The sequence below is a fragment of the Bradyrhizobium sp. McL0615 genome, assembly GCF_049993905.1.
In the GTDB taxonomy this organism is placed as follows: domain Bacteria; phylum Pseudomonadota; class Alphaproteobacteria; order Rhizobiales; family Xanthobacteraceae; genus Bradyrhizobium.
The window spans coordinates 6,023,123-6,044,248 of sequence record NZ_CP188254.1; the positions used below are offsets into that span (position 1 = coordinate 6,023,123).

24 protein-coding genes, 1 tRNA gene and 1 pseudogene are annotated in these 21,126 nt (G+C 59.7%); 10 read left to right on the plus strand and 16 right to left on the minus strand.

The window, feature by feature from the left end; genetic code table 11:
• Positions 1–11: 11 nt before the first annotated feature.
• Positions 12–857 carry a sensor histidine kinase gene (locus ACPPVP_RS28960; protein WP_426526742.1) on the minus strand — a complete coding sequence of 282 codons (846 nt, stop codon included), beginning with the start codon at positions 855–857 and terminating at the stop codon, positions 12–14.
• 163 nt (positions 858–1,020) lie between these two features.
• Here ACPPVP_RS28960 and ACPPVP_RS28965 point away from each other — a divergent pair, with 163 nt between their 5' ends.
• Positions 1,021–1,683: a TetR/AcrR family transcriptional regulator gene (locus ACPPVP_RS28965; protein ID WP_426526744.1), complete on the plus strand. Its 663-nt coding sequence runs from the start codon at positions 1,021–1,023 to the stop codon at positions 1,681–1,683.
• A 21-nt stretch (positions 1,684–1,704) separates the two neighbouring features.
• Here ACPPVP_RS28965 and ACPPVP_RS28970 read toward each other — a convergent pair whose 3' ends face one another.
• Both ACPPVP_RS28970 and ACPPVP_RS28975 read right to left on the minus strand, forming a co-directional pair.
• Positions 1,705–2,352: a TetR/AcrR family transcriptional regulator gene (locus ACPPVP_RS28970; RefSeq protein WP_426526746.1), complete on the minus strand. Its 648-nt coding sequence runs from the start codon at positions 2,350–2,352 to the stop codon at positions 1,705–1,707.
• A gap of 11 nt (positions 2,353–2,363) precedes the next feature.
• Positions 2,364–2,801 (minus strand): hypothetical protein, encoded by a 438-nt coding sequence (locus ACPPVP_RS28975; protein WP_426526748.1) that lies wholly within the window; start codon positions 2,799–2,801, stop codon positions 2,364–2,366.
• A 467-nt stretch (positions 2,802–3,268) separates the two neighbouring features.
• Here ACPPVP_RS28975 and ACPPVP_RS28980 point away from each other — a divergent pair, with 467 nt between their 5' ends.
• Entirely contained in the window at positions 3,269–3,475 is a 207-nt protein-coding gene (locus tag ACPPVP_RS28980) for a hypothetical protein (protein WP_426526750.1), read from the plus strand.
• 933 nt (positions 3,476–4,408) lie between these two features.
• Positions 4,409–4,993 carry a PepSY domain-containing protein gene (locus ACPPVP_RS28985; RefSeq protein ID WP_426526752.1) on the plus strand — a complete coding sequence of 195 codons (585 nt, stop codon included), beginning with the start codon at positions 4,409–4,411 and terminating at the stop codon, positions 4,991–4,993.
• Between the two features lie 120 nt (positions 4,994–5,113).
• Here the strand turns inward: ACPPVP_RS28985 and ACPPVP_RS28990 are convergent, their stop codons facing one another.
• From ACPPVP_RS28990 to ACPPVP_RS29010, 5 genes and pseudogenes are all read right to left on the minus strand, one after another.
• Complete coding sequence (locus ACPPVP_RS28990; protein WP_426526754.1) at positions 5,114–5,350, minus strand: hypothetical protein; 237 nt, start codon at positions 5,348–5,350, stop codon at positions 5,114–5,116.
• A 37-nt stretch (positions 5,351–5,387) separates the two neighbouring features.
• The gene (locus tag ACPPVP_RS28995) at positions 5,388–5,591 is read right to left on the minus strand and encodes a cold-shock protein (protein WP_426525017.1); all 204 of its coding nucleotides are present in this window, start codon (positions 5,589–5,591) and stop codon (positions 5,388–5,390) included.
• A gap of 236 nt (positions 5,592–5,827) precedes the next feature.
• Positions 5,828–6,097, minus strand: coding sequence for a hypothetical protein (locus ACPPVP_RS29000; protein WP_426526756.1), 270 nt, complete (start codon positions 6,095–6,097; stop codon positions 5,828–5,830).
• Between the two features lie 497 nt (positions 6,098–6,594).
• Positions 6,595–6,906: a DUF736 domain-containing protein gene (locus ACPPVP_RS29005; RefSeq protein ID WP_426526758.1), complete on the minus strand. Its 312-nt coding sequence runs from the start codon at positions 6,904–6,906 to the stop codon at positions 6,595–6,597.
• A gap of 953 nt (positions 6,907–7,859) precedes the next feature.
• Positions 7,860–8,444: pseudogene (locus tag ACPPVP_RS29010) on the minus strand (aldehyde dehydrogenase family protein).
• Positions 8,445–8,656: 212 nt separating this feature from the next.
• On the opposite strand from ACPPVP_RS29010, the gene ACPPVP_RS29015 reads away from it, so the two are divergent.
• Both ACPPVP_RS29015 and ACPPVP_RS29020 read left to right on the plus strand, forming a co-directional pair.
• Positions 8,657–9,550: a class I SAM-dependent methyltransferase gene (locus ACPPVP_RS29015; RefSeq protein WP_426526760.1), complete on the plus strand. Its 894-nt coding sequence runs from the start codon at positions 8,657–8,659 to the stop codon at positions 9,548–9,550.
• An 81-nt stretch (positions 9,551–9,631) separates the two neighbouring features.
• On the plus strand, positions 9,632–10,954 hold the full coding sequence (locus ACPPVP_RS29020) for an epoxide hydrolase family protein (protein ID WP_426526762.1): 1,323 nt from the start codon (positions 9,632–9,634) through the stop codon (positions 10,952–10,954).
• Positions 10,955–11,034: 80 nt separating this feature from the next.
• Here ACPPVP_RS29020 and ACPPVP_RS29025 read toward each other — a convergent pair whose 3' ends face one another.
• Positions 11,035–11,973 (minus strand): SDR family NAD(P)-dependent oxidoreductase, encoded by a 939-nt coding sequence (locus tag ACPPVP_RS29025; RefSeq protein ID WP_426526764.1) that lies wholly within the window; start codon positions 11,971–11,973, stop codon positions 11,035–11,037.
• An 86-nt stretch (positions 11,974–12,059) separates the two neighbouring features.
• Positions 12,060–12,296 carry a DUF2798 domain-containing protein gene (locus ACPPVP_RS29030; RefSeq protein WP_426526766.1) on the minus strand — a complete coding sequence of 79 codons (237 nt, stop codon included), beginning with the start codon at positions 12,294–12,296 and terminating at the stop codon, positions 12,060–12,062.
• A 72-nt stretch (positions 12,297–12,368) separates the two neighbouring features.
• Between ACPPVP_RS29030 and ACPPVP_RS29035 the strand changes: the two genes are divergently transcribed.
• On the plus strand, positions 12,369–12,920 hold the full coding sequence (locus tag ACPPVP_RS29035; RefSeq protein WP_426526768.1) for a TetR/AcrR family transcriptional regulator: 552 nt from the start codon (positions 12,369–12,371) through the stop codon (positions 12,918–12,920).
• A 129-nt stretch (positions 12,921–13,049) separates the two neighbouring features.
• Here ACPPVP_RS29035 and ACPPVP_RS29040 read toward each other — a convergent pair whose 3' ends face one another.
• Positions 13,050–13,376, minus strand: a complete 327-nt coding sequence (locus ACPPVP_RS29040) for a hypothetical protein (RefSeq protein ID WP_426526770.1) — start codon at positions 13,374–13,376, stop codon at positions 13,050–13,052.
• Positions 13,377–13,390: 14 nt separating this feature from the next.
• On the opposite strand from ACPPVP_RS29040, the gene ACPPVP_RS29045 reads away from it, so the two are divergent.
• Positions 13,391–13,612, plus strand: coding sequence for a hypothetical protein (locus ACPPVP_RS29045; protein ID WP_426526772.1), 222 nt, complete (start codon positions 13,391–13,393; stop codon positions 13,610–13,612).
• A gap of 49 nt (positions 13,613–13,661) precedes the next feature.
• Here the strand turns inward: ACPPVP_RS29045 and ACPPVP_RS29050 are convergent, their stop codons facing one another.
• Both ACPPVP_RS29050 and ACPPVP_RS29055 read right to left on the minus strand, forming a co-directional pair.
• Entirely contained in the window at positions 13,662–14,339 is a 678-nt protein-coding gene (locus ACPPVP_RS29050; RefSeq protein ID WP_426538120.1) for a serine hydrolase domain-containing protein, read from the minus strand.
• The gene (locus ACPPVP_RS29055) at positions 14,290–14,943 is read right to left on the minus strand and encodes a serine hydrolase domain-containing protein (protein ID WP_426526774.1); all 654 of its coding nucleotides are present in this window, start codon (positions 14,941–14,943) and stop codon (positions 14,290–14,292) included. The genes ACPPVP_RS29050 and ACPPVP_RS29055 overlap by 50 nt, the downstream gene beginning before the upstream one ends.
• A 1,008-nt stretch (positions 14,944–15,951) precedes the next feature.
• Between ACPPVP_RS29055 and ACPPVP_RS29060 the strand changes: the two genes are divergently transcribed.
• Positions 15,952–17,187 (plus strand): hypothetical protein, encoded by a 1,236-nt coding sequence (locus ACPPVP_RS29060; RefSeq protein WP_426526776.1) that lies wholly within the window; start codon positions 15,952–15,954, stop codon positions 17,185–17,187.
• A 72-nt stretch (positions 17,188–17,259) separates the two neighbouring features.
• Here ACPPVP_RS29060 and ACPPVP_RS29065 read toward each other — a convergent pair.
• Both ACPPVP_RS29065 and ACPPVP_RS29070 read right to left on the minus strand, forming a co-directional pair.
• Positions 17,260–17,333, minus strand: a tRNA-Gly gene (locus ACPPVP_RS29065).
• Between the two features lie 323 nt (positions 17,334–17,656).
• A complete protein-coding gene (locus ACPPVP_RS29070) occupies positions 17,657–17,851 on the minus strand; it encodes a hypothetical protein (RefSeq protein WP_426526778.1) in 195 nt (64 codons plus the stop codon).
• A gap of 193 nt (positions 17,852–18,044) precedes the next feature.
• Between ACPPVP_RS29070 and ACPPVP_RS29075 the strand changes: the two genes are divergently transcribed.
• Positions 18,045–18,437: a YciI family protein gene (locus tag ACPPVP_RS29075; RefSeq protein WP_426526780.1), complete on the plus strand. Its 393-nt coding sequence runs from the start codon at positions 18,045–18,047 to the stop codon at positions 18,435–18,437.
• On the opposite strand, the gene ACPPVP_RS29080 is transcribed toward ACPPVP_RS29075, so the two are convergent.
• Positions 18,428–18,607 (minus strand): hypothetical protein, encoded by a 180-nt coding sequence (locus tag ACPPVP_RS29080; protein WP_426526782.1) that lies wholly within the window; start codon positions 18,605–18,607, stop codon positions 18,428–18,430. The genes ACPPVP_RS29075 and ACPPVP_RS29080 overlap by 10 nt on opposite strands.
• A 394-nt stretch (positions 18,608–19,001) precedes the next feature.
• Here ACPPVP_RS29080 and ACPPVP_RS29085 point away from each other — a divergent pair, with 394 nt between their 5' ends.
• Complete coding sequence (locus ACPPVP_RS29085; protein WP_426526784.1) at positions 19,002–20,183, plus strand: ABC transporter substrate-binding protein; 1,182 nt, start codon at positions 19,002–19,004, stop codon at positions 20,181–20,183.
• The last annotated feature ends 943 nt before the right edge of the window (positions 20,184–21,126 follow it).

Here is a 21,126-nt window from a genome sequence, read left to right on the forward strand (position 1 = left end):
AAGGCCATCTGTTAGCGGGGTGACAACAACTCGCCCAGCGCATCCGCCGCTGGACGGGGAGAGACCGGTTGGGCTCCGCGAGCCGGAGTCGGATCCGGTCGAGTTGCAACGGGGCGGCTGCCTCGATCCGGGCAGTTCGCTCCTGTCCAAAGCGCCGAGGCATCGGATGGGCTGTGCTTTGACCAGCGAGGTGAATGTACGATGCGACGCTTCGCCATCGCCCGGTCCGCCTGTCGCTCACGCCCTGCCAGCGGAATCGACAGGACGACGGACGTGAAATCGGTACCGAAGCCGCGCTCGAGCCGGCCGCCGAGACCTTTGGCAAGATCATTAGTGATCCGGAGGCCCCGTCCCGCGGCCCCCCGTGCCGGCCGTGACCCGTTATCCAGGACGACGCAATTCACCACCGTGCCGACCCGTGTCAGTTTGACCGTGATTTCTCCGGTCCGCGCCTCGAAGCAGGCATGCTTCGCGGCGTCGGTTACAAGTCCGTAGACGATCAATCCGAGCCGACGGCATCGCTCTGGTTGGAGCGGGAGAGATTCGGTTGCGAGTGCCAGCCGGATGTTCATTCGGTCCAGCAACGAACGACGCATAGCGGAGCCCATCATGCGGACGTACGTCGCGGCGTCGATCAGCGCCCTGCCCCTCGGCGTTGCGAGCGCCCGCTGCAAATCGGCATAGCCATGCAACAGTTCGACCATATCGCTTAAGGCCCGCTTGGCTTCGGACCCCTCAGCTCGGACGGCCGCAGCCGAGACGAGATTGATCGTCGAGGCGAGACCACTATTGATCCGGTGATTCAATTCGCGCAGCAGAATGCCCTGCTCCACAATTGGCGAGTCCGGGCTGCACATACTCACGGAGATCTCCTTTTCTAGCTGTAATGAGTGTCGCAGGCCCGCAGACCAAACAAGACATTAACTACACTATACCGTATATTTTCTTTTTCTTGCATTTCCTGCCTGAGGGTGTCAAGTGGGATCTTGATGCGCACAAACTCGTGATTAGGAGACGATGATGGCGAAGAACAAAAGCCCGAAACGCGGCCGGCCGTCCGCTGACCTTGCCGGCGACGTCCAGGCACGGATTCTCGATGCGGCTCAGCAGCTCTTTCTCGAGAAAGGATTTCGGAGTGCCAGCATCGACGAAATCTCCGAGTTGGCCCCTGCGAGCAAACCGACCATCTATGCCCACTTCCCCGGGAAGGAGGCGCTGTTCGTGGCTGTGGTGGCCCGAACCATCAGCGGATTAACAGATTTCGAGGGGTTCACGTCGGCAGGCCGCACCATCCAGGAAAAGCTCACCAATCTCGGCATCGAGATCGTGGAAAGATTCGTCGAGGACACGCTGGACCTCACGCGCGCGACGATCGCCGAGGCGCGGCGATTTCCCGAGTTGAGCCGAAATGTTCACGACGCGGCGCGCGACCGGGCGGCCGGGGCGGTTTCGCAACTCTTGAACGAGGCAACGCAGAGGATCGCGCGCTCACCTAAAGGACCTTTCAGCGCAAAGCGGAGCGTTGCGACCGCGCAGATGTTCATGGATCTCATCCTGCTTCCGATGCTTATGAGATCTCTGATGGGTGAGGACCTGAAGGATCTCAAAAAAGAGCTGCCAACGTTCCTGCACGAACGGGTCAATTTCTTTCTTGCGGCTTGCGAGGCAGACTGGAGGCCGTGAATCAGCCGCGGACCCCGCTCGCTATCCCACGGCTTTGGGACTTAAGTCCGCGGCCAGGTCGGTCGACTGAACCCACGGTGCGTGATGCAGGGCGCTTGCGCAGAAATCCAACATCTCGTCAAACGTGGGCCGAACGGTAGCCGCATTGATCCGCGACGGATTGAGATATCCATCCATCGCTTCAAGCAGGCAGCAGGTCATCGCCATCGGACTTCCTGGTCGCAGTTCACCGCTCCCCTGTCCGCCAGCAATGATCGAGCGCACAAGCCCTCGTATCCGGTCCGCGTAAGACAGCGCGACTTCCCAGTTCTCGCTTACTGCCGCAGCGACCAATTCGTGTAATTTGCTGTCGTTCTCCAGCCGATGTTCGTGCAGCTGCGCGATTGCGCTCAAAGCGGCCGCTAGACGCTCCAGAGCCGAGCCGCTCAAGAGAGCCGCAAGCGTTGCGGCCGCGGAGACCTGTTCGAACAAATCCGTCACGACCGCCTCTTCGATCACCTGCTTCGAAGCGAAGAAGCGGTAGACGTTAGCGGGCGACATCGACGCTCCGCGAGCAATATCGGCGACGGTAGTCTTCTTGAAGCCGATTTGGCGATGCAATCGGATCGCTGCTTGTACGATCCGCTGACGAATGCACGGCGATCCGGCCTGAGGTATGCGTTCCTGCATCGCTTGGCACCTCAGTGAGATGGGATCGTATGCAATTCGCGTCGGCAAGCTTCCCCGAAGCCACGCAAGGGATCCATTTCCTCCATGAAGTCAGGCAGATCGCCAAATTCGCGGTTTGGTGACAGGTAGGTTTCGATGATCAGGCGACCCGCCCGCTCCGCGGCTTGAACCACTTGATCGCTGGACAGAATCCTCATTCGCCCTATGAGCGCATACAGATTGACCAGTTGCGGAATCTCGGATTTGTCGCTGACGAGCGCGTCGGCGTAGACTCGGGAGGCCTCCTCGATGAAGCTTCGATAGAGCCGCTCGCGCTTGGAAATCGACCGGGCATGGTGACGCTCGCGAAGCCTGCGGCGCCGGGTCACCCATCCAGTTACGATCGTGGAGATCGCTCCGAATGCCGAGCCCCCAAACGCGGCGAAAGCGGGAGCATAAATCGTGTTCATATGGTCAGTCCTCATCTCTCGGGCCGAGGTTGCGGGATGATCCGATAGTCCTTACGGCAGCAGTTCCTGCAGCGCGGTCGAAGACGGCCCTGCAAGCATCGCTCAGTTCTGACTTTCTTTGCCTCAGACAGGCCTCCACATTTGTGGCGTCGGGGACGTAGCTAAGGCACAACCGGAAGGCGTCAGGCGTGCATGCGGCCCTCTGTTCGGGAGTGCCGCGGTTCTCCTGCGCAAAGGCAGTCCCATTGCCAAACAACGCCACCAGCATGACGATTAAGGTGTACTTGAACATTCAGAATCCTTTCTTCTGCTGGCATCGCGCGTTCGAACCAGAACGCAGCGTCATGCTCCGATTTCCCGCCCGTTTGAACTGCCTCAACACGAGCTTGTGAGTCTTCGCTCTTGACACACCCCGCGGCTCGGGTTGTATACGAACTATACGGTTTAGTGTATTTCTGGAGATGAGAATGTCAACACTTTTGTGGCCGCTAAAGGAGAATCCGTTCCCGGGGCTTGCGCTCGCATGCCTGAACCTGGTCGTGGCTCTGGCTCTCGTGGGCCTGAGCCTGCTGCTGGGTCTTGGTATTTCCTTGCTTGCCGGGCTGCGCGCGTTCGTCGATCGAGAGGCGGTACCGATCAAGCGGCAAGCCCAGCGGCGGTGGGCCACTTCATGACGCCAACCCTCCTCCTAGTTCGGAATTGCATCATCCATTCGGTCAATGTCTGACTCATTCTCGTTGAATGCGCATTCAACATGATTGAGTCGGAGCTCGTGCGAAGAGACGTCCAGCTATATTCAACCGAATAGCACTCCGCGCGCACCACCTCATGGCGCATTCGCGATTGATCCGAAACCCATGAGCTACGGTCCATGCGACTGGCGGGACAAGCGCCGCCATCTCGACGCTGCATCTGAGAACGAAACGGAAGCAACATGCCGCACACGCCAAACCGAACAGCCCACGAGCGGGCCTGGATCGCATCGAAAGGACTTCAGCGCGGGAGCCCGGCGCTGTGAGCAGGAGATCTGTTCTGTCCATACATGCGCGCGGTTTAGTCGATTCTCAAATTCCGCTGCGGAGTTATTTTCTGTGGGTCGGCGGGGCGTTGCTGGCGCTGCTGTTTGCAGCCGATTCCCTGCTCCCCGCGCCTCCGCCAAACAAGCTCATCGAATCGCATTTTACGCGACCACCGATCCGGATCACCTCCGATCTGAAGCGACCGGAAGCAGTTGTCATTGAGACGAGCCAGCCCGACCTCCTGCCAGCGCTCCCGGGCAAGGAGTTTGCCGTGACCCCATCCTCGCCGCCCGGTTCTGACGTGGCCGATGCGGTACGACAACCGCCCACGTCATTGTCCCAGCAAGCCGATGCGAGTGACGGGACCCCCGCAATCTCGTCTCGTGTCCGTGATACGCTGGCGCGGTTAGGTCTGGGAGCTTCCGATCAAGCCGCCTCAAGCAGGAGGCAGTTCGGCCTCGCGTCGGAATCACAGCGCATTTTCGCTCAGACCCGGCCAGTGAAGCTGCAGCGATCCGCTCGGCATCGGAATTTCGATACACGCCAATAAAGCCACCGGTCAGTCTTGACCAGCACAGGATCTACCTCATGTCCAAGAAGCGATTATTGGCGATTATCGTCTGGTTCGCCGCACTTGCTACTACGGGCGCGATAGCCGATGTCACCCATACACCTTTAGACGGCGCAAATCCGAGCGCTGCCACGCAGCGCGATGCTGCGGAGGCAGTGACCCGCCGCTTGCTCGATGAATTTCGCACCATAAAAATGCCGCTCAGCCAAGCGGTAGCGATCGCCGAGCATATACATGACGGTTCAAGGACCGCCGACATTAGCTTGGACATATCCGGTCCGCCCGTTTACCGAGTGCGGACGGTGAAAGATGAGCGAGTCTGGGAAAATGTTATAGATGCGAACACCGGAAGCGTTACAGAAACGGAAATTTCGTCATCGCTGACGGAGCTCGACCCAGAATATCTGGGCAACATCATTGCCCTGAAATCAGTTGAGCTAGAGCTATCGGACGCCGTACGCATCGCCGAGAAAGCTGCGGCGGGAAGCGCTCTTGCCGGAGGTCTAATGAAGCACGATGGCAAACTCAACTTCGTGGTTTTCATCGCCAGTGGTGATCGCTTGAAGGAGGTCATGCTCGAACCGCCCAGGTCCGGTAGGTAAAGGGCAAATCGCCACTGGCCGTGCAGCCTTTTCTGCCGGGTATTGAGCCGGAGGGGGCGAAGCCGCAGTCCTTGGCGCCCATTCGTCGATAGAACGGTGCGGCATCTGGGTCGGCTTCGATCAACATACGATAAGCACCCATCGCAGTTGCTTCGCTGGTAGCCCAGTGAATAGTTGCATCTTTACGCCACCACGAAGCATTGTCGGCTCGACGAACAACTTCAACAAATCAGCCTCGCCTCCGTTGACCTTGACTTGGGCGACGCCGACAACCTTGCCGTTCTCTTCCGCCACCGCAATTGGAGTTGATTGCAGTTCACATGCTTGAATGGTGAGTTCGCTGCGACAGGCTTCCATGAAGCCGCCGGCGGGCCCGTTTAGATGGCCGCGACTTTCAACCTACCCTCAGGTTTTCGGCGGATTCCTTCCCGCGGTTGGCCACCACTTCGAAGCTTACCTTCGCGCCCTCATTCAGGCTGCTCAGCCCCGCTCTTTCGACGGCCGAGATATGGACAAATACGTCCTTGCCGCCAGTGTCGGGCTGGATAAAGCCATAGCCCTTTGTCGCGTTGAACCACTTCACCGTACCTACTGCCACGTCGTTTCTCCCCATGGATTTTAGAACCCGATAAGAAGGTGACTGAAATCCGGCAGAATAATGGACCAATGCAACCCTGGCACGAAAAAAGCCGCCGCTGGGTTGAGACAGCGACGGCTCTACTCTCACTCTCGCGGGAGCTTGAGGCTACCCGCGATTGATCAGACATTATCGACTGCCAGTTAAGGAAAGGTGGCCTCCACCGTGAACCGGCGGGCCAGGAAGCGATGACTGTCTTAGTGATTAGCAGCTTTTTCAGAGGCTTCCGCAGCAAGCAGAACGGCGTCCCATGCCACTCCGAAGGCTACCATTTGATTTTGAACGCGGAGCGGGCGACGGTCCTTGTCACCAAAGCCCCTTTCGAAAGCCATCGCAGCTGTAGCCTTGAGCGCAATCTCATCGAAGTTGAGCGCCCGAACTTTCGCTAAGCTCATTTGGGCGTCGTGGTACACCTTTCGCGCGGCAGCCCAAGCGTTGTGAGCGGTCTCGTACTCGATTTCCTCCATATAACCACAACCGTGGCCCGATACAGACAATATTTTTCAGTCGGTTAGCGAACTTAGCGATGCCGTAGCGACATCGCCCCCTCCGCTAGCGACAAATCTTGGATGTGCAGACAGCGACTTAGTCGCACTCAGGCGACATTGCTTTTATCTTGCCCTACCCCCAACCCTGCTTCGTTTCCATATTTTGGAGGCATGGTTTTGCTCAAATTGCCAACCCGATAGCCCGCCCGTTTGTGGCAGGAGCGGTCAAGGTTATCGTCGCTCGCGTCAGCCGACGAAATAACACCTTCGAAGACCGAAAGTCAGAGCTCGATGCAAGGCGGAATTGCGATCGCCCGGACAAGAATCACTGCTCCGAGATGTATCCTGTTGATCGCATTTTTCGAACGGCGAAATCCCTTCTCTGAACGAAAAACTCCATCCGCTTCTCGTTAAAGCGGCGCAGGAAACACAAAAGGCCCCGCCCCCGAGGAGGCGGGGCTGGCGATCCAGAGCGATCAGTCGCCGCTGCGGCGCGACCAGATCAGGTTGTAATCTTCTTCGCCGTCGACCCTGACCAGCGAGGCGTAGACCGGAGCCGGGAAGCTCGGATCGTCGAGCTTGACCGAGAGATATTCCCGGTCGCTGTCGCGCGCGGTCTTTTTCCAGGCGGCGCCGAACTCGGTCGCGCCGGCGAAGATCCGGTAGTCGGGAGCCTTGTCATTGTCCTTCCCGGACGCAACGAACTTGGCCTTGATGCTCAGCGTCACCGTCTTGATCATGCCGGTGTAGCCGTTGTCCGAAGCGGTGAAAGTGCCGATGGTAGCCATGGTCATCTCCGTCTGTTGCTCGGGCCGCGTCCATCGCGGCCTCGATGGCGATCCTTGGCTCGGGGAGCGATCGGCCCGCAGCCACCAGGCCCGCAGCGCCAGCGGAGGACGGCGACAGCCTGCTTTTTTGTCTTGCGCGAGGAATGCCGCCACTTGGCGACAGGGGAAAAAAGCAAGTGCAGCCGTTGCGGGAAGGCGATCGAGGCTCTTGCCGTCCCTCGGGCTTGATTAGCCATTTGAGGGTGGGTTGGACGCGTGCCCGTGCCTGGACTGCCGGCGATTACCACGGCTGCCACCGCCATGGCGCGGTATTGGAAAACGGTGGGATCGATCAGAAAGAAGCCCACGTGTGCGCATTAAGCGCAATGCCAGTACGGCGCATAACCCAGGCGGACTCGGATCCATATTCGAAAAGGGAAACGACAACGCGGGCCAGAATCAGAGACCTCATGGCGCCCCGACACGCGAGGTCCTGACACGGTCAATGCCCAACGCTCGATCGCCTCGTGCGCCGCATACGCTAAGAGAGTGCGAAATCTGCGAGGCGACCCACTTTAGGTCCCATCGCTCCACGGGACTTCGCATTGACTGCTTGGGGCCGCAGGCCCTGATCAGGCGTGCGCCCAGTGGCGCATCGCCCTACTGCAATAACACCCGGAGAGCGTGAGCATAGCGACCCGAAGGGGCACGCGGGTCCGAGTGCGGCGACGAGGCCGGTTAACAGCGGCACCCGGGACAGGGCAGTGATAGCGATCGCCGAAGGCGAGCCCCCTTCCCGAGTGTCCCCGGCGAAGAGCTCCGCAGTCTCTGCGCGAGGGATCGAAGCCGGAACGGCCGAGACGCAAAGCGGCTCGGTTCACGAGAGCCCGGTGCGGCGAAGCCGCACGCGCCCGACGAAAAGCAGAGAATGCCAAGACGAGGCAATTGTTGCCAATTTCGCAATGCCTGAACGCCTAGCTCATCTTGTGCGAGACGTTCTTGGTGACCGTGTAGCACTGCAAGCCTTCGGTGCCACCCTCCCGGCCGTAACCACTTTCCTTCACGCCGCCGAACGGCGTTTCGGCGACCGACGCCACGAAGTCGTTGATCGAGAGATTGCCGACTTCGACCTCGTTGGCGAGCCGGTCGGCGTTCTGCGCTGACCGCATGAAAGCATAGGCAGCAAGGCCATAGGGCAGCGAATTGGCTTTGTCGATCGCCTCATCGATATCGCGAACGGGGTTAACCAGCGCGAGCGGACCGAATGGCTCATCGCGCATGACGCGCGCATCGTCGGGCACGTCGGCAAGCACAGTCAGCGGGAAGAACTAGCCGTTATTGCCGATACGCCGGCCGCCCGCGAGCGCTTTGGCGCCCTTTGACTTGGCATCAGCCACGAAATTCTCCATGGCGTCGATCCGGCGCGAATTGGCAAGCGGCCCAAGCTGTGTTGCCGGATCGCGCCCGTTGCCGACCTTGAGCTGCGCGGCCTTCTCCGCGAACGTGTCCGCAAAACGCTTGTAGATCGAATCTTGGACGAAGAACCGCGTCGGGGCCACGCATTGCAAGGCTACCAGCTCGCTCGAAGCGCCGTTGCGTCACCCGGATTTTCTAGTCGATGTCGAGCGTAGCGGAAACCAGTTGAGGTAACGAAAGTGTTTATGGGCTTGACGGTACTTCCGGACGGCATTGTGCTCTTATCATTGGCCGAAGGGAAACCATCTGAGGTCGTCGCGTCGCCGATCCTGTAGATGAGAGAGGTCAGAGAGCCATGAGCAACATGAAAAGCGGAATAAAAGGCCTCCTGGTTGCAGTCAGCGTCAGCGCGGGTCCGTTTCTCAACGCCCAAGCAGCAGAAGCGCAACAGGGTTCGACGCCACTTTCATCCGAGCAAATTGCCCAGATCGTGAGGAGCTCCGATCGCACTGCGGCAGATCGCGCCAATGATGGACGACGCAAGCCTGAGCAGATGCTGGGCTTCATCGGCATTCGTCCCGGTATCGTCGCGGTCGATCTCAGCGCGAGCGGTGGCTACACCACGGAATTATTAGCCCGTGCGATCGGCCCCTCGGGCAAGGTTTATGGTCAGAGCCGGCCGCGCGATCCAAACCGGGCAACCACGCCTCCGGTGGCGCCCGAAGGCAACAGCAACCCAGCCAGCACGCCGAGTGCAGCGCCAGCAACAGCGCCGGCAAGCGCGCCACGCCCATCCCCGGTTGCCCTCGCCGAACGCGAAAACAATCTCCGAAGCAATGGCGTTCAGGCCGCGCCGATCGTCGCGCTCTCCCGACCGTTCGAAGATCCCGTTCCGTCCGAGCTCGCGGCGGGAGGCGTCGATCTCGCGACCTTGATGTTTAACTATCACGACCTCGGACACCTCGGCGTGGATCGCGCGGCGATGAACAAAGCTGTCTTCGGCGCGCTCAAGTCGGGAGGCCTCTACGTTATAGCTGATCATTCGGGTCGGCCTGGAACCGGCATCTCCGAATCCGGTGCCTTGCATCGCATCGAAGAAGCGTTTCTTCGGCAGGAAGTCGAGGCGGCAGGATTCAAGCTGAGGGACGAAGGCAATTTCCTGCGCAACCCGAACGATCCCAGAGATAAGAATACGCCGGACCCGCCGCAACCGATGGACGAATTCGTGCTCAAGTTCGTCAAGCCGTGAGCGGTGCATGTCGCGTTAGGGTCTGGCCGACGCGTCGCAGTTCACTAGTCTAGGAGCGGGATTGTAAACAAGGAGGCGAACATGACCGCAATCTCCTCTTCACCCACCCGGCGCAGCCTGCTCGCAGGGTCAGCCGCAACCGGTGCCGTCAGCTTGCTTCCAATACATTTCGTCGCCGCACGCGCGCAATCGAAGCAAGGAGGGTCCCCGCTTGGTACGACCAAAGCCGACGTAATTCTTCCCTTCCGCGTCAGTGTCCGGGGTGAAGACCTCGCTAATCTCCGCCGGCGCCTCGCGTCCACGCGCTGGCCGACCAAAGAGCTCGTTGAGGATCGGTCGCAGGGTGTGCAGCTGGCAACGCTGCGGGCGCTCGCCCGCTACTGGTCGACTGAGTACGACTGGCGCAAGTGCGAGGCACGGCTGAACGCGCTGCCACAGTTCACGACCGTGATCGACGGGGTGAGGATTCATTTCATCCACGTCAAGTCCCGGCATGAGAACGCGCTGCCGCTGATCATGACGCACGGCTGGCCTGGCTCGGTCATCGAGCTCCTCGATACTGTCGGTCCCCTGACTGACCCGACCAAATATGGTGGCACTCCCGACGATGCATTCCACCTGGTGCTGCCGTCCTTGCCTGGCTACGGCTTCTCGGGTGAGCCGACCGAACTCGGCTGGGACACCGCCCGCATCGCGCGTGCGTGGGCGGTCCTGATGGATCGCCTCGGCTACACGCGCTACGTCGCCCAGGGTGGCGACGTAGGGGCGGCAGTGACGGATGCGATGGGGCGCCAGGCACCCAAGGGACTTCTCGGCATCCACGTCAACTTGCTCGCGGGTGTGGCGGCAATGTCCGACAAGCTGCCCGCAGAATCCGAGAAGGAACGCGCGGCGCAGAAGGCGGCCGCGACGTTTAGGGCAAGTGGCTTTGGCTACTTCCTTGAGCAGTCGACGCGGCCACAGACGATCGGATACTCCCTGCTGAATTCACCCCTCGGGCTCGCGAGCTGGATGCTCGACCATGACACGGACAGCTACTACAAGATTTCCCGAGCGTTCGTGGAGGGTAAGCCCGCGGGCAATCTCACCCGGGACAGCATCCTCGACAACATCACGCTGTACTGGCTGACGGGCACTGCGGCCTCGGCCGCACGGTGGTACTGGGAGGCCGGACAGGCCGCAGCCCGTGCGGCTGGCAAGGCTCCTCCGGCGGTCGCGGTTCCCGTGGGATTTACGACGTTCCCCGGCGAAATCTTTGCTGCGCCCCGAAGTTGGGTCGAGATTATGTACCCCGGCCTCGCCTACTTCAGCGAGGTCGAACGTGGCGGACATTTCGCCGCCTGGGAGGAGCCGAAGCTGTTTTCAGATGAGGTACGCGCAGCCTTCAGATCTTTGCGCAAATAACGGACCAGAGGGCGAGCGGACATGCCCGCGAAAGCAGCCTTGCGCCAGAAGCGGCCACTGGGAACGCGTCGCATTCGCACTCAAGAAAGCGCCGGTCCACGCTGATTAAACTCGGCGGCATGGAGCTTCACAAAATCCCGCATGTTGGTCGGCGTAGCGCCGGTGAGCTTGGACATGGTGTCCGTCATGCGGTCATAGCGCCCCTCCTTGTTCAATTCGGTCATGGCAGAGAGATGGTTGACGACGTGCTCGGGAAACCGGACCTGCCGAAGGCCTTCGCTCCACGCCTGGAGCGGGACGTCGCGATATCGGATGGGCCTGCCAAGCGCCTCGGAGAACACGTGCGCATAGTGATCCAGATCGGCCGATACCGGCCCCGTCAGGTCGTAGATTTGGCCGATATGCGGTGCGGGGTCGTCGAGGATCGCCGCTACCGCACGTGCCACGTCGACCGCCGAGATTGGCGAGATCTTGCCGCCGCCCATCGGCAGCGCCAACTCGTCGGAGGCCCGCACGCCGGCGGCGGCCAGCGTAAGAAAGAAGCCCTCAAGGAAGACTGTCGGCCGCATCGTGACGACCGGAAGTCCCGACCAGGACAGGGCCTGCTCCGCCAGCCAGTGCAACTTATGCTGCGGGCTCTTGGTCGTCTCGCTGATGCTCATCTGCGAGACCGTCATCTGCGACATGTTGACGAAAGCCTCGATGCCGTGGTGGCGCGCCACCGTGGCGATGTTGATCGTGGCTTCCAGGTAGGCCGCAGAGACAGACATTCCGAAATAGATGCGCCGGCAGCCTTCGATGGCGCGGTGCATCGAGGCGAGGTCCGTCAGGTCGCCCTGCACGACCTCTGCGCCGAGCCGCCGGAGCGCTTCGGCCCGCTTGTCCTCCCGCCGAACCAAGGCGCGCACCTTGTGTCCCCTTGCGAGCAGGAATTCGGTGAGGTTGCGGCCGATGCCGCCCACTGCGCCGGCTGCTCCGGTCACGAGGATCGGGTTATCGTGTTTATATTTCGTCGTCATGTTCCTGACCTCCGGTTACCTTCAAAAAACGATGTGGCGGCCTCGCTCGCGGGGGGGCGCTCTCAATTTCGTGCTGTGACCCGGCATCAACGCGCGGGCAATCCGGCCTGGCGCATGACGAAGCGCTGGATCCGCGGGATGACGACGATCAACATCGGCACTACCAAGACATAGCTCGTTGCCGCGGCCTTCAGCCATCGCCAGGTGAAATCGGGCTGGAAGCCATAGTTCAGTGCGAGTCCAACGAACGACATGCTGGTCGAGGTGATCAAGCCGGTGATCGAGGAGATGGTGGGTCCGATCAGTTTCGGCGGAAGGGCCATTTGCTTGCTCCGGGGAAAGAGGTTATTACTTATACGACGTAAAACTTATACAACGTAAAAGCAATAGGGCCGATGCCGCGAACCGCCGATCCGGAGCTGCCTCACAGGATTTTGAAGGCCGCCGACGCCCTGTGGCAGTCGGGCGGCGAAGAAGCCGTGACGATCCGCGGCGTGGCAGCCGAAGCATCCACCACGACCCCGACGGTCTATAGCCACTATGCGGACCGGGAGGCGATGCTGACGGCGCTGCGCGCGCTCGCCTTTCGGCGCTTCTCGGCCCACCTCGCAAAATCGCGCGATTTCCAGGACGTCTGTGTACGACATCTCGAATTCGGCACCCGCCACCCCCGCGATTATGAATTGCTCTATGGGCGCGGCTGGATGGAGCGTGTCACAGGAGATACACAAAGGGGCGAGATCGAACGATACGCCGCCCATATCGTGCGCGCCGGCGTCGATGAAACCAGGGCCGTGCGCGTTGCGTATCCGATCATGATGATGCTCCACGGCGTGGTGATGCATCGGTTGTTGAACAAGAAGCCGAGTCCCCTTGGCCGGACGATTGCTGCAGCCTGTCTCGAGGCCTGCATGACGCTGCTCGAAAGCGCGCGGCAGGGGAAATAGAGATGTCGGCGCGTTTATAGCGTATGAATCTGAGCCGCCGCTGGAATTTTGAATCACAGAAGCCGCAAGGAGACTGTCAGGCTTGCATCGCGACTAGGCCACGCGGTTGCGCATGGCGAAAGAGCGGCTTCACGAAATGAAGAGTCTCCCGGCTGCCCCCGGATCGACACTCCTTTTGATGCCGACCAATGCACGCTGCTCGGCATGTACGGTGTTATGCACCTGATTAGGATCCGCGAGGTTTATCCAACAACGGAGAACCTCAATGCCAGTCCTCAAGTCACTTTCGTTCACAGCCTCCTCAAGTTTACCCATGATCCCGTCCAGCAACGCCGGACCAAATTCGTCACCAAGCTCGAAGAGCAGAAGCTGGTCCTGAATGATTCCAACCACGTGCGGTCCGTTCAACGATGGACCAAGGTTAACGGCGAGCGACAGGCGACCACCAAGCAGCAAGCTGTCCGGCCCTGGTGGAAGACGGATCCGTCCGGCCAGGTCGTGATGTCAATCAAGTTTGGAGCCAAGCCATCGAGTTCGAGAAGGGCAAGGCCGGCATCGCAGTCCCGTCCAAGGACAAGCTCCCGACCGTGATCGATACCCTGATCGCAGCGGTCCGGGCCGGCGAGCTGGATGACTTGTTCAGCCAAGCGGCTAAGACCGGTACCATCGGCAAGACACGGAAGGCTGCTTAATCGTCTTGAGCCGGGCGATGGATGACCACCTCGCCCGGCTTCGTCGTGTCTACTTCTCGAAAGCCCCGTACACGACATTCTTCAAAGCTATACGTATCCGCCCGCGTTGCGACACAGTCTGCGCCATAAAGATGACGAACATATCTTCTTTTGGATCAATCCAGAACGTTGTGCCACCCGCCCCAGACCAGTTCATCTCCCCCACTGATCCTTCTATAGGGCTTACCCCGGCTTCGGTACGGACAGCAAAGCCAAGCCCGAACCCAAAGCCCGGACCCGGTAAGTAGTAAGGACCCGGCGTCACACCAGAGGCCAATCCGATATGATTGGAGCCCATGTAGGCGATGGTCTTCGGGCTCAGATAGCGCCTCCCTTCTAACGTGCCTCCATTTAAGATCATTTGCGCGAACCGGGAATAGCCGTTGATGGTGGAAACCATCCCCCCACCACCCGATTCCCACTTCTGTGCGAGGCGAGGGTCACCCATTACGGAGTTGTTGCCGATGGTCCTATCGTTCGGGAAAGGCTCCGCAACCAAAGACTTCTTGGCTGGATCGGTCACGTAGAAAGTCGTGTCTTTCATTCCAAGCGGGTCGAGCAGGCGCTCCTTCTCAAACTGATAGAGCGATTTTCCCGAAACGACCTCGATTACCCGACCGAGGATATCGGTCGATTGGCTATAGTCCCACGTCGTGCCGGGCTGATAGGCCAGTGGCAGCTTCGCTATCCGCTCGGCGAACGGCGTTGTCGGGGTCTTCTGCGTTCAGCTTAGCGTCCACGTAGGTCTTCTTGACCAGGCCCTCGCCAAAGAAGCCGTATGTCAATCCCGACGTGTGACGCATCAGGTCTTGAATGGTGATCGGCCGCCTAAGCGGCACTAGTTCCAGGCCCATTGTGCCGTCCTCGCCCTTCTTCTCGACGCCTACTTTGACGTCGGCGAATGCGGGAATGTACTTTGATAACGGCTCGTCAAGCTGAAGCTTGCCCTCCTCGACCAGCATCATGGCGGCCACGGTGGTTATGGGCTTCGACATCGAATAGATGCGGAAGATGGTATCGGGCGTCATCGGCTCCTTAGTGTTTGGATCTCGGACTCCGAGGCTGCTGAAGTAGGCAGTCTTGCCCTGACGCTGGATCATCATAATTGCGCCGGGAATCTTATTAGTGGCGATCTCGTTCTTGATGTACGCGTCGAGACGAGCGAGGCCTGCTTCATTGAACCCGGCTTCGGCTGGCTTGACGGGTACTGGGCCCTCCGCAAAAGCGCTGGGGGATGCGGCAATTAGCGCAGCAGTGATGACGAAGTTGCGTAAGCGTACGGACGTAAGCATCTGCACCTCCCTGGGCGTCGGTTTCTAGCTCCCGACGACGCGGCATCGCCTTAATGGCGGCCGATTGGAGTCGATACTTACTGAACGGGCGGTACGAGGCAAGAACAGAACGACCCTAACTTAAGCCAGCCATTCACGTTCGGGATCGCGGCACGCAGAGCAGCGGAGCTGCGACGCGCGACGGACTTGCCGCACCGGAGGGCAAAAAAGAAGGTCTTGCTGGGGGTTGAGGGGCAGCGCCCCGCAAGTCCCCACTCGCATAATGGCTCAAGAATCTCAGACGATTTGCAGCCTATCGCCGCGGTCTTAGATCACTCCGGCACGCGCGAAATCGCGAGTTGTTTATAAAATTGCGAGCGCGCGGGCTGTCCTGGGCTCAGAAATCTATGCAGAGCGTATTCGATGGCTACCAAAACGAGCTTCGGCGGACTAGATGCTTGGGTGGAGATGGAAGCACTTGGAAAAGAGTCCTGCTAACGGATTTACGCTGCTTCAATATCCACCGACAGTCTTCCTGGTCGAGTGGATGCCAAATACGTTACTAAAAAACGCATGTCGCGTTCCTAGTAAACTTCATTATGAGGAGGTTTGGGCTAGCTTCGGTCATACAGCGACGGCTAGGTCCAACTTCACTTCCCCGCCTTACGATCTCAACAAAATATGATCGCTAGCTCCTTCTGTGTCGGTCTGCCTTACTCCGAATCTAGAGCCCTCTAGGTGCCCTACCATGCGCCAAGCTTCTTCTCCCTTCAGTGGAGCAATCGCTGAGATTCATGGTTGAATGCACGACTAACTGCGCCATCGCTTGCGTACCCCTGCCTGGATGTCGAGAGCCCGATTTACTGAAGCAGACGTTAAGCGCGCTGTTAGAGGTGTCCTCGACAGTGGCGGCAAAGTCGCGCGCGTCGAGATTTGGCCCGATGGACGCATTTCTGTGTTGTTAAGTGAAGAAAGATCGATTCCAATCGATCCTGAGGACGACCCGGAGGTGTCCAGGAGTTTGCTGTGATGAGAGTGGGACGTTCCGCGCTGCCGCTGCCTCGCTACACAAGACGCAAGCGCCTTCGGAAAGAGAGCCTTGCGTACTTTTTCGACGTGCCAACGTGGGCACGCAAAAAAGGTTGCCCGGTCAAGAACGAACCGCTCGGAACCGACTACGAGCTGGCCGTGCAGCGCGCCGAGAAGATCTTGCTACCTGCGTTCGACAGCTGGCTCACGGGTGGTGATCCCGTTGGCATCGGAGTCGTGATCGGAACGCTCGACTGGATGTTTCACGAGTATCGTCGAACGTGGAAACAGAAGACCGCGAAGCGTTTGCAACCTTTGAGCCCCGGTCAATGTCGCGTGCATGAAACCGGCATCAAGATGATCTGCGAATACATATTGAAGGACGGAAGGCGCCTAGGCACGCGGCGCGTTTCGAGTATCGATACGGCGTTTGCGGACGACCTGTTCGAGAAGCTGCTCTATAAAGATGTCGACGGCGAGAGAGTGGAACGCCGCACGACCGTGAACCATGCGATGAAGACCGCTCGCGGCGCATGGAACACGATCTCACGGGCGCACCCCCACCTATTTCCGACGAAGAACCCATTTGAGAAGATGGGCCTGCAATCGACCTCGCGCGAAACGCCGCATGCTAATTTTGACGAGCTGGCGGCGTTCCGTGCGAAAGCGATCGAGTTGGGCTATCCGTCATTGGCAACGGGTGTCCTGATCGGTTGGGAATGGCTGCAGCGCAAGGCTCATATCTTCATCCGCTTCATGGCGGAACACTATCGGCCGGAAAGCCGTCCAAACCACGTCTATGTCATCAACTACAAAACAAGTACGGGCTCGTGGGAGCCGCTTTTCGATAAGAAGAGTAAGCCGCTCTATCCCCTGCTGATGGCAGAGCTCGACGCCCTGAAAGCATTGCGGCCGACGGGCGGCCTGATGCTGCGCCGAGACGGTAGTAGTTTGCCCTGGTGCGGCAAGGGCGAGATGCTGACTCAAGTCGAGCGCATTGCGAAGAAGATCATTCTGGCCGCGGACTTGCGTCCTGAGCTGACCTTCACGTCGTTTGGCCGGCATGGCGGGACCACCGAGGCGAGCACGTCCGGCCTCACAGAAACGCAGTTGATGAAGAAGGGCCAATGGTCATCGACCAAAGCGATGGCGCACTACCTTCATCATGACGACGAGGCCAAGCAGGACGCACAGATCAAGCGCATCAAGCGGCGCAGGAACGCGGCCAGAAAGTGAACATTTGTCGGAATGGATTCCGCTGTCTTGTCGGAATGGAAATCAAGAAATCCGATAAGTGCTTGAAAATACTGGAGCGGGTGAAGGGAATCGAACCCTCGTATTCAGCTTGGAAGGCTGCTGCTCTACCATTGAGCTACACCCGCGTGCGGGGATGCACTAACACGGCGGGCCGGCAGCCTCAACCCGCCCTGCCGGTCCTTGTCCGGACAGCCCTTTGCCGCCGATCAGCCGGTCCGGGCCCTTAACAGGGCCTGATTCGGCGCCTATATTGATGTTTCCATCAACAATGAAAGGAGGTGATCCAGTGTCTTTTACCAAGCGCTGTCACCTCGCTGGGATCGCCCGCTAGGCCCTGTTTGAAGGCCTGGCTCCGGGCGCTCTCAGGCCTGGACCAGCGAGTACAAGAGTTGGAGCGCGGCGGGAGCCATCCCGCCGCGCTTTTCTTATTGTGGCTACAAGCTGGCGATCAGAACCCGCAGAGATTGACCAGACGCCGGCGGCGACGGTCTTCGACGATGCGCTCGCCGCCATTGATCGCGGAACTGCCGTAGTAGCGGTGATGGCCGGTGACGTCGTGCCAATCGCCCGCTTGCGACGACGCCGGCTGTAATGCGCGCGATCTGGCGACATCGCAGATGATCGTGGCTGGCTGGCGTCGCACGACCGTCTCCTTGAAAGGGCGCGTTGGCTCGCGTTCTGCTCATCAGTCGTGAGCCTGCCGGGCGACGTTCAAGGGCAATCCGATATATCGTGTTTCCGGAATGTTTCGTCGCGGCCCCCTATGTCGGGATGATCGGGGCCCAATCGTCTTTTAAGGGGGCGGCCAGTCCGGTCCGTCCAGCAAGGAGAAGTCGATGCTCTATGCCATTCTCGCCTATCACGTCGAAGCCGAGGTGACGTCATGGACGCCAGAGGAGGATGCGGCTGTCATGACCGGCCTGCTCGCGGTGCGTGACCGGCTGAACGCAATGAAGCTGCTCGGGCCGGCGGCGCGACTAGGTGGCACGGCGGAGGCCCGCACCTTGCGCGGCCCGGGCGCCGGAATGGTGATCGACGGGCCGTTTGCCGAGACCAAGGAGCAGCTGTTGGGCTTCTACGTCGTGAACTGCGAAAACGCGGACGCCGCGCTCGGCGTCGCGCGCGACCTGCGCCGCGTCAATCCGTCCGCCGTCTACGAGATCCGCCCAATCAGGCTTTATCTCCCTGGCGAAGCCGTGCCGGAAACCGCGAGCGAGGGTCAGGGCTGAGGCTTGCCGGCCGTGACAAGCTTGCGGATCAGGAAGGCGGTCAGCTTCACCGTACCCACGATCGCGGCAAGCAGCAGGCCGCCCAACACCTCGCCCAGGATTTCAGGCAGATCGAGAATCCAGATCAGCAGCAAGCCCGCGAGCAGCAGCGGTATCAGCCATTCGAACATGATGCGCTCCCCTGCCCGCTTGGTCGCGGTCGCCGGCGGGAGAGTTCAAGGGGGCGGCTCGCCTCCAAGGGAACAAAAGCGAATTCGTTGACACAACCGATCGACGGCGTAGGCTTGTCGCATCGCGTTTTTGCGGGAACTTGCTTGTAGCCTGCCGCGAGCTGTCGGCCTGTTTTCGGGATGAGCCGGTCGAAACAAAGGCTCATTCATCCTTCTCAAAGCAAATGACGGTCACGCGCCCGTCCATCCGCCCTCGATCTCCTGGCGCTTGATCTAAATCAAGCTGAGCGCCTCCCACAGGTCTCGAAATCTGGCTGCACTCTTTTGTAATTGAGTTCATCCGATGCAATCCTGGCCCCGAACGTTGATTGCCGTTGTCCTGGCGCTTACGTCATTGAGCGCGATCACCGAGCGCGTGCGCGAACCCGGCGTGACCGACACTGAAATCCGCATCGGGAACGTCATGCCCTACAGCGGGAGTCTGGAGGTCTTCGGAGCGATTGGAAAAGCCGAAGCGGCGTATTTTGAGATGATCAACGAGCGCGGCGGGATCAACGGCCGCAAGGTGCGCTTCATCTCCTATGACGACAAATCCGATCCGTCGACCGCGCTGGACGTTACGCGCGGCCTGATCGAGAAAGACGACGTCCTCTTGATGTTCGGTTCGTTCGGAACGCCGGGAAACTTTGCCGTTCGCGCCTACCTGAACGAACGGCAAATTCCTCAACTCTTTGTCGCTTCGGGAGACGATCATCTGAGCGATCCGTCGATGTTCCCGTGGACGATGGGCTGGCAGCCCTCCATTCGGGAAGAGGGACGCATCTACGCCAACTACATCCAGGCGTTCTACCCCGGAAAGAGGATCGTCGCGCTCTGGCAGAACGATCATTTCGGTCGAGAATTGTTCAAGGGGTTGGAAGACGGGCTCGGTGACATCGCCCGGATGATCAGGGTCGACATCGCCTACGACATCGCAGATGAGAATCTGGACACGCACGTATCGATCCTGAAGCGATCAGGAGCCGAAATTTTTGTGTTTGCAGGGATGCCTGCAAACGCAGCGAAAGTCGTTCGGGTTGCGGCGGATCTCAACTGGCATCCGGTGTTCATCCTGAACCATATGGCTGCATCGATCGCGACGGCGCCACGGCCCGCCGGCCCGGACAACGGCTCTGAAAACGCCTTGGGCGCGATTACAGCCACCTTCCTGAAAGATGCCAATGATCCGGCCTGGAAGGACGAACAGGCCAGCAAGGACTGGCAGGCATTTGTCGAGAAATATAATCGGGCCGGAGGCAAGGACGACAACGCCGCCGTCTTCGGCTACGCCGCCGCCGAGACGTTGGCGCAGGTGCTCAAACAATGCGGCAATGACCTGTCTCGCGAGAACGTCATGAAGCAGGCAGCGGCCCTCGAAAACTACCAGGGCTCCATGCTGCTACCCGGGATCAAGATCAGCACCGGCCGCTGGAATTTTCGACCGATCAAACACCTGCGGCTGATCCAATTCGACGGCCGCACGTGGCAGCCGATTGGCGAAGTGCTGGAAACGGCTTTCTCGAATGCGCAGAAGTAGGTGGCACGCGGCTGAGCGGGCGGTCGGTGGAGAGTTCAACGGGACGGCTTGCCGAGCCGTAGCTCGCGGCGACAGCCCGCCTGCGCCCGTTGGGCTCGGCGCGGCGGCCTTCTCTCGCTTGGCGAGCGAAGGCTGGTGGGGGAAGAAGGAGTGACATAAATCAACAATTTCAATCATTTGCTTAAAGGTGCGGGCGAAAAAGTGCCCTTGATTTGTAAGCGCTATTTTCAGCGACGCCCTCACCTGTTGTGGCTGGGGAACGCCAACAAAAAAGGTTGAGGCGCCCTACGCATTGAGTGAAAACTGGTGCGATTTGAACGCACTACCTGACCTGCCTGGGCGTAGGGCATCCACCGGTTTTGTAAACCGAAGGTCGGGAGTTCAATCCTCTCAACCGGCACCAGAAAAACCTTTGTATTATAGGCTTTTCTGGACTTCCGGCCCGCGGCAAAGGCGGCCAAAACGGCAACTAACTGCGGTCGCGACAGGCACGAAAACAGGCACATTCGTTCCGGCTCCGTTCGCGTTCGCGCTACCGTGATTTGAGCGAAGCCCGCGAGTTTTCCCGCCGCTAAGTGGCCCGATCTGTTGACATGCAGCGGGGGCGCAATACCGTACTCGCAAGGTACCGCCACCCCGGGGAAATCCCGAAGTGGCGGCCCTCGGGGAGCCATCCCTACGATACGCAAGCCGTCCTCGCTCGAACCGAGGGCGGCTTTTCGTTGGGCAGTCTGCTCGCGACAAACCGCAAAGCATTGACGATAGCGTGACGCGGCCCGGTGGGGACCGCAAGGGGCTGTGAACACTTTCCCCACCCCCGGAAATACGCATAACACGAAGGCGTGACTGGCCATGTGCACGCTTGGAGAACTCGCCAAGGCGGGGCAGGCGCAACCTGTCGGACCCGCCTGTGAATAGCCGGGGAAACGTGAAATCTCCAGAC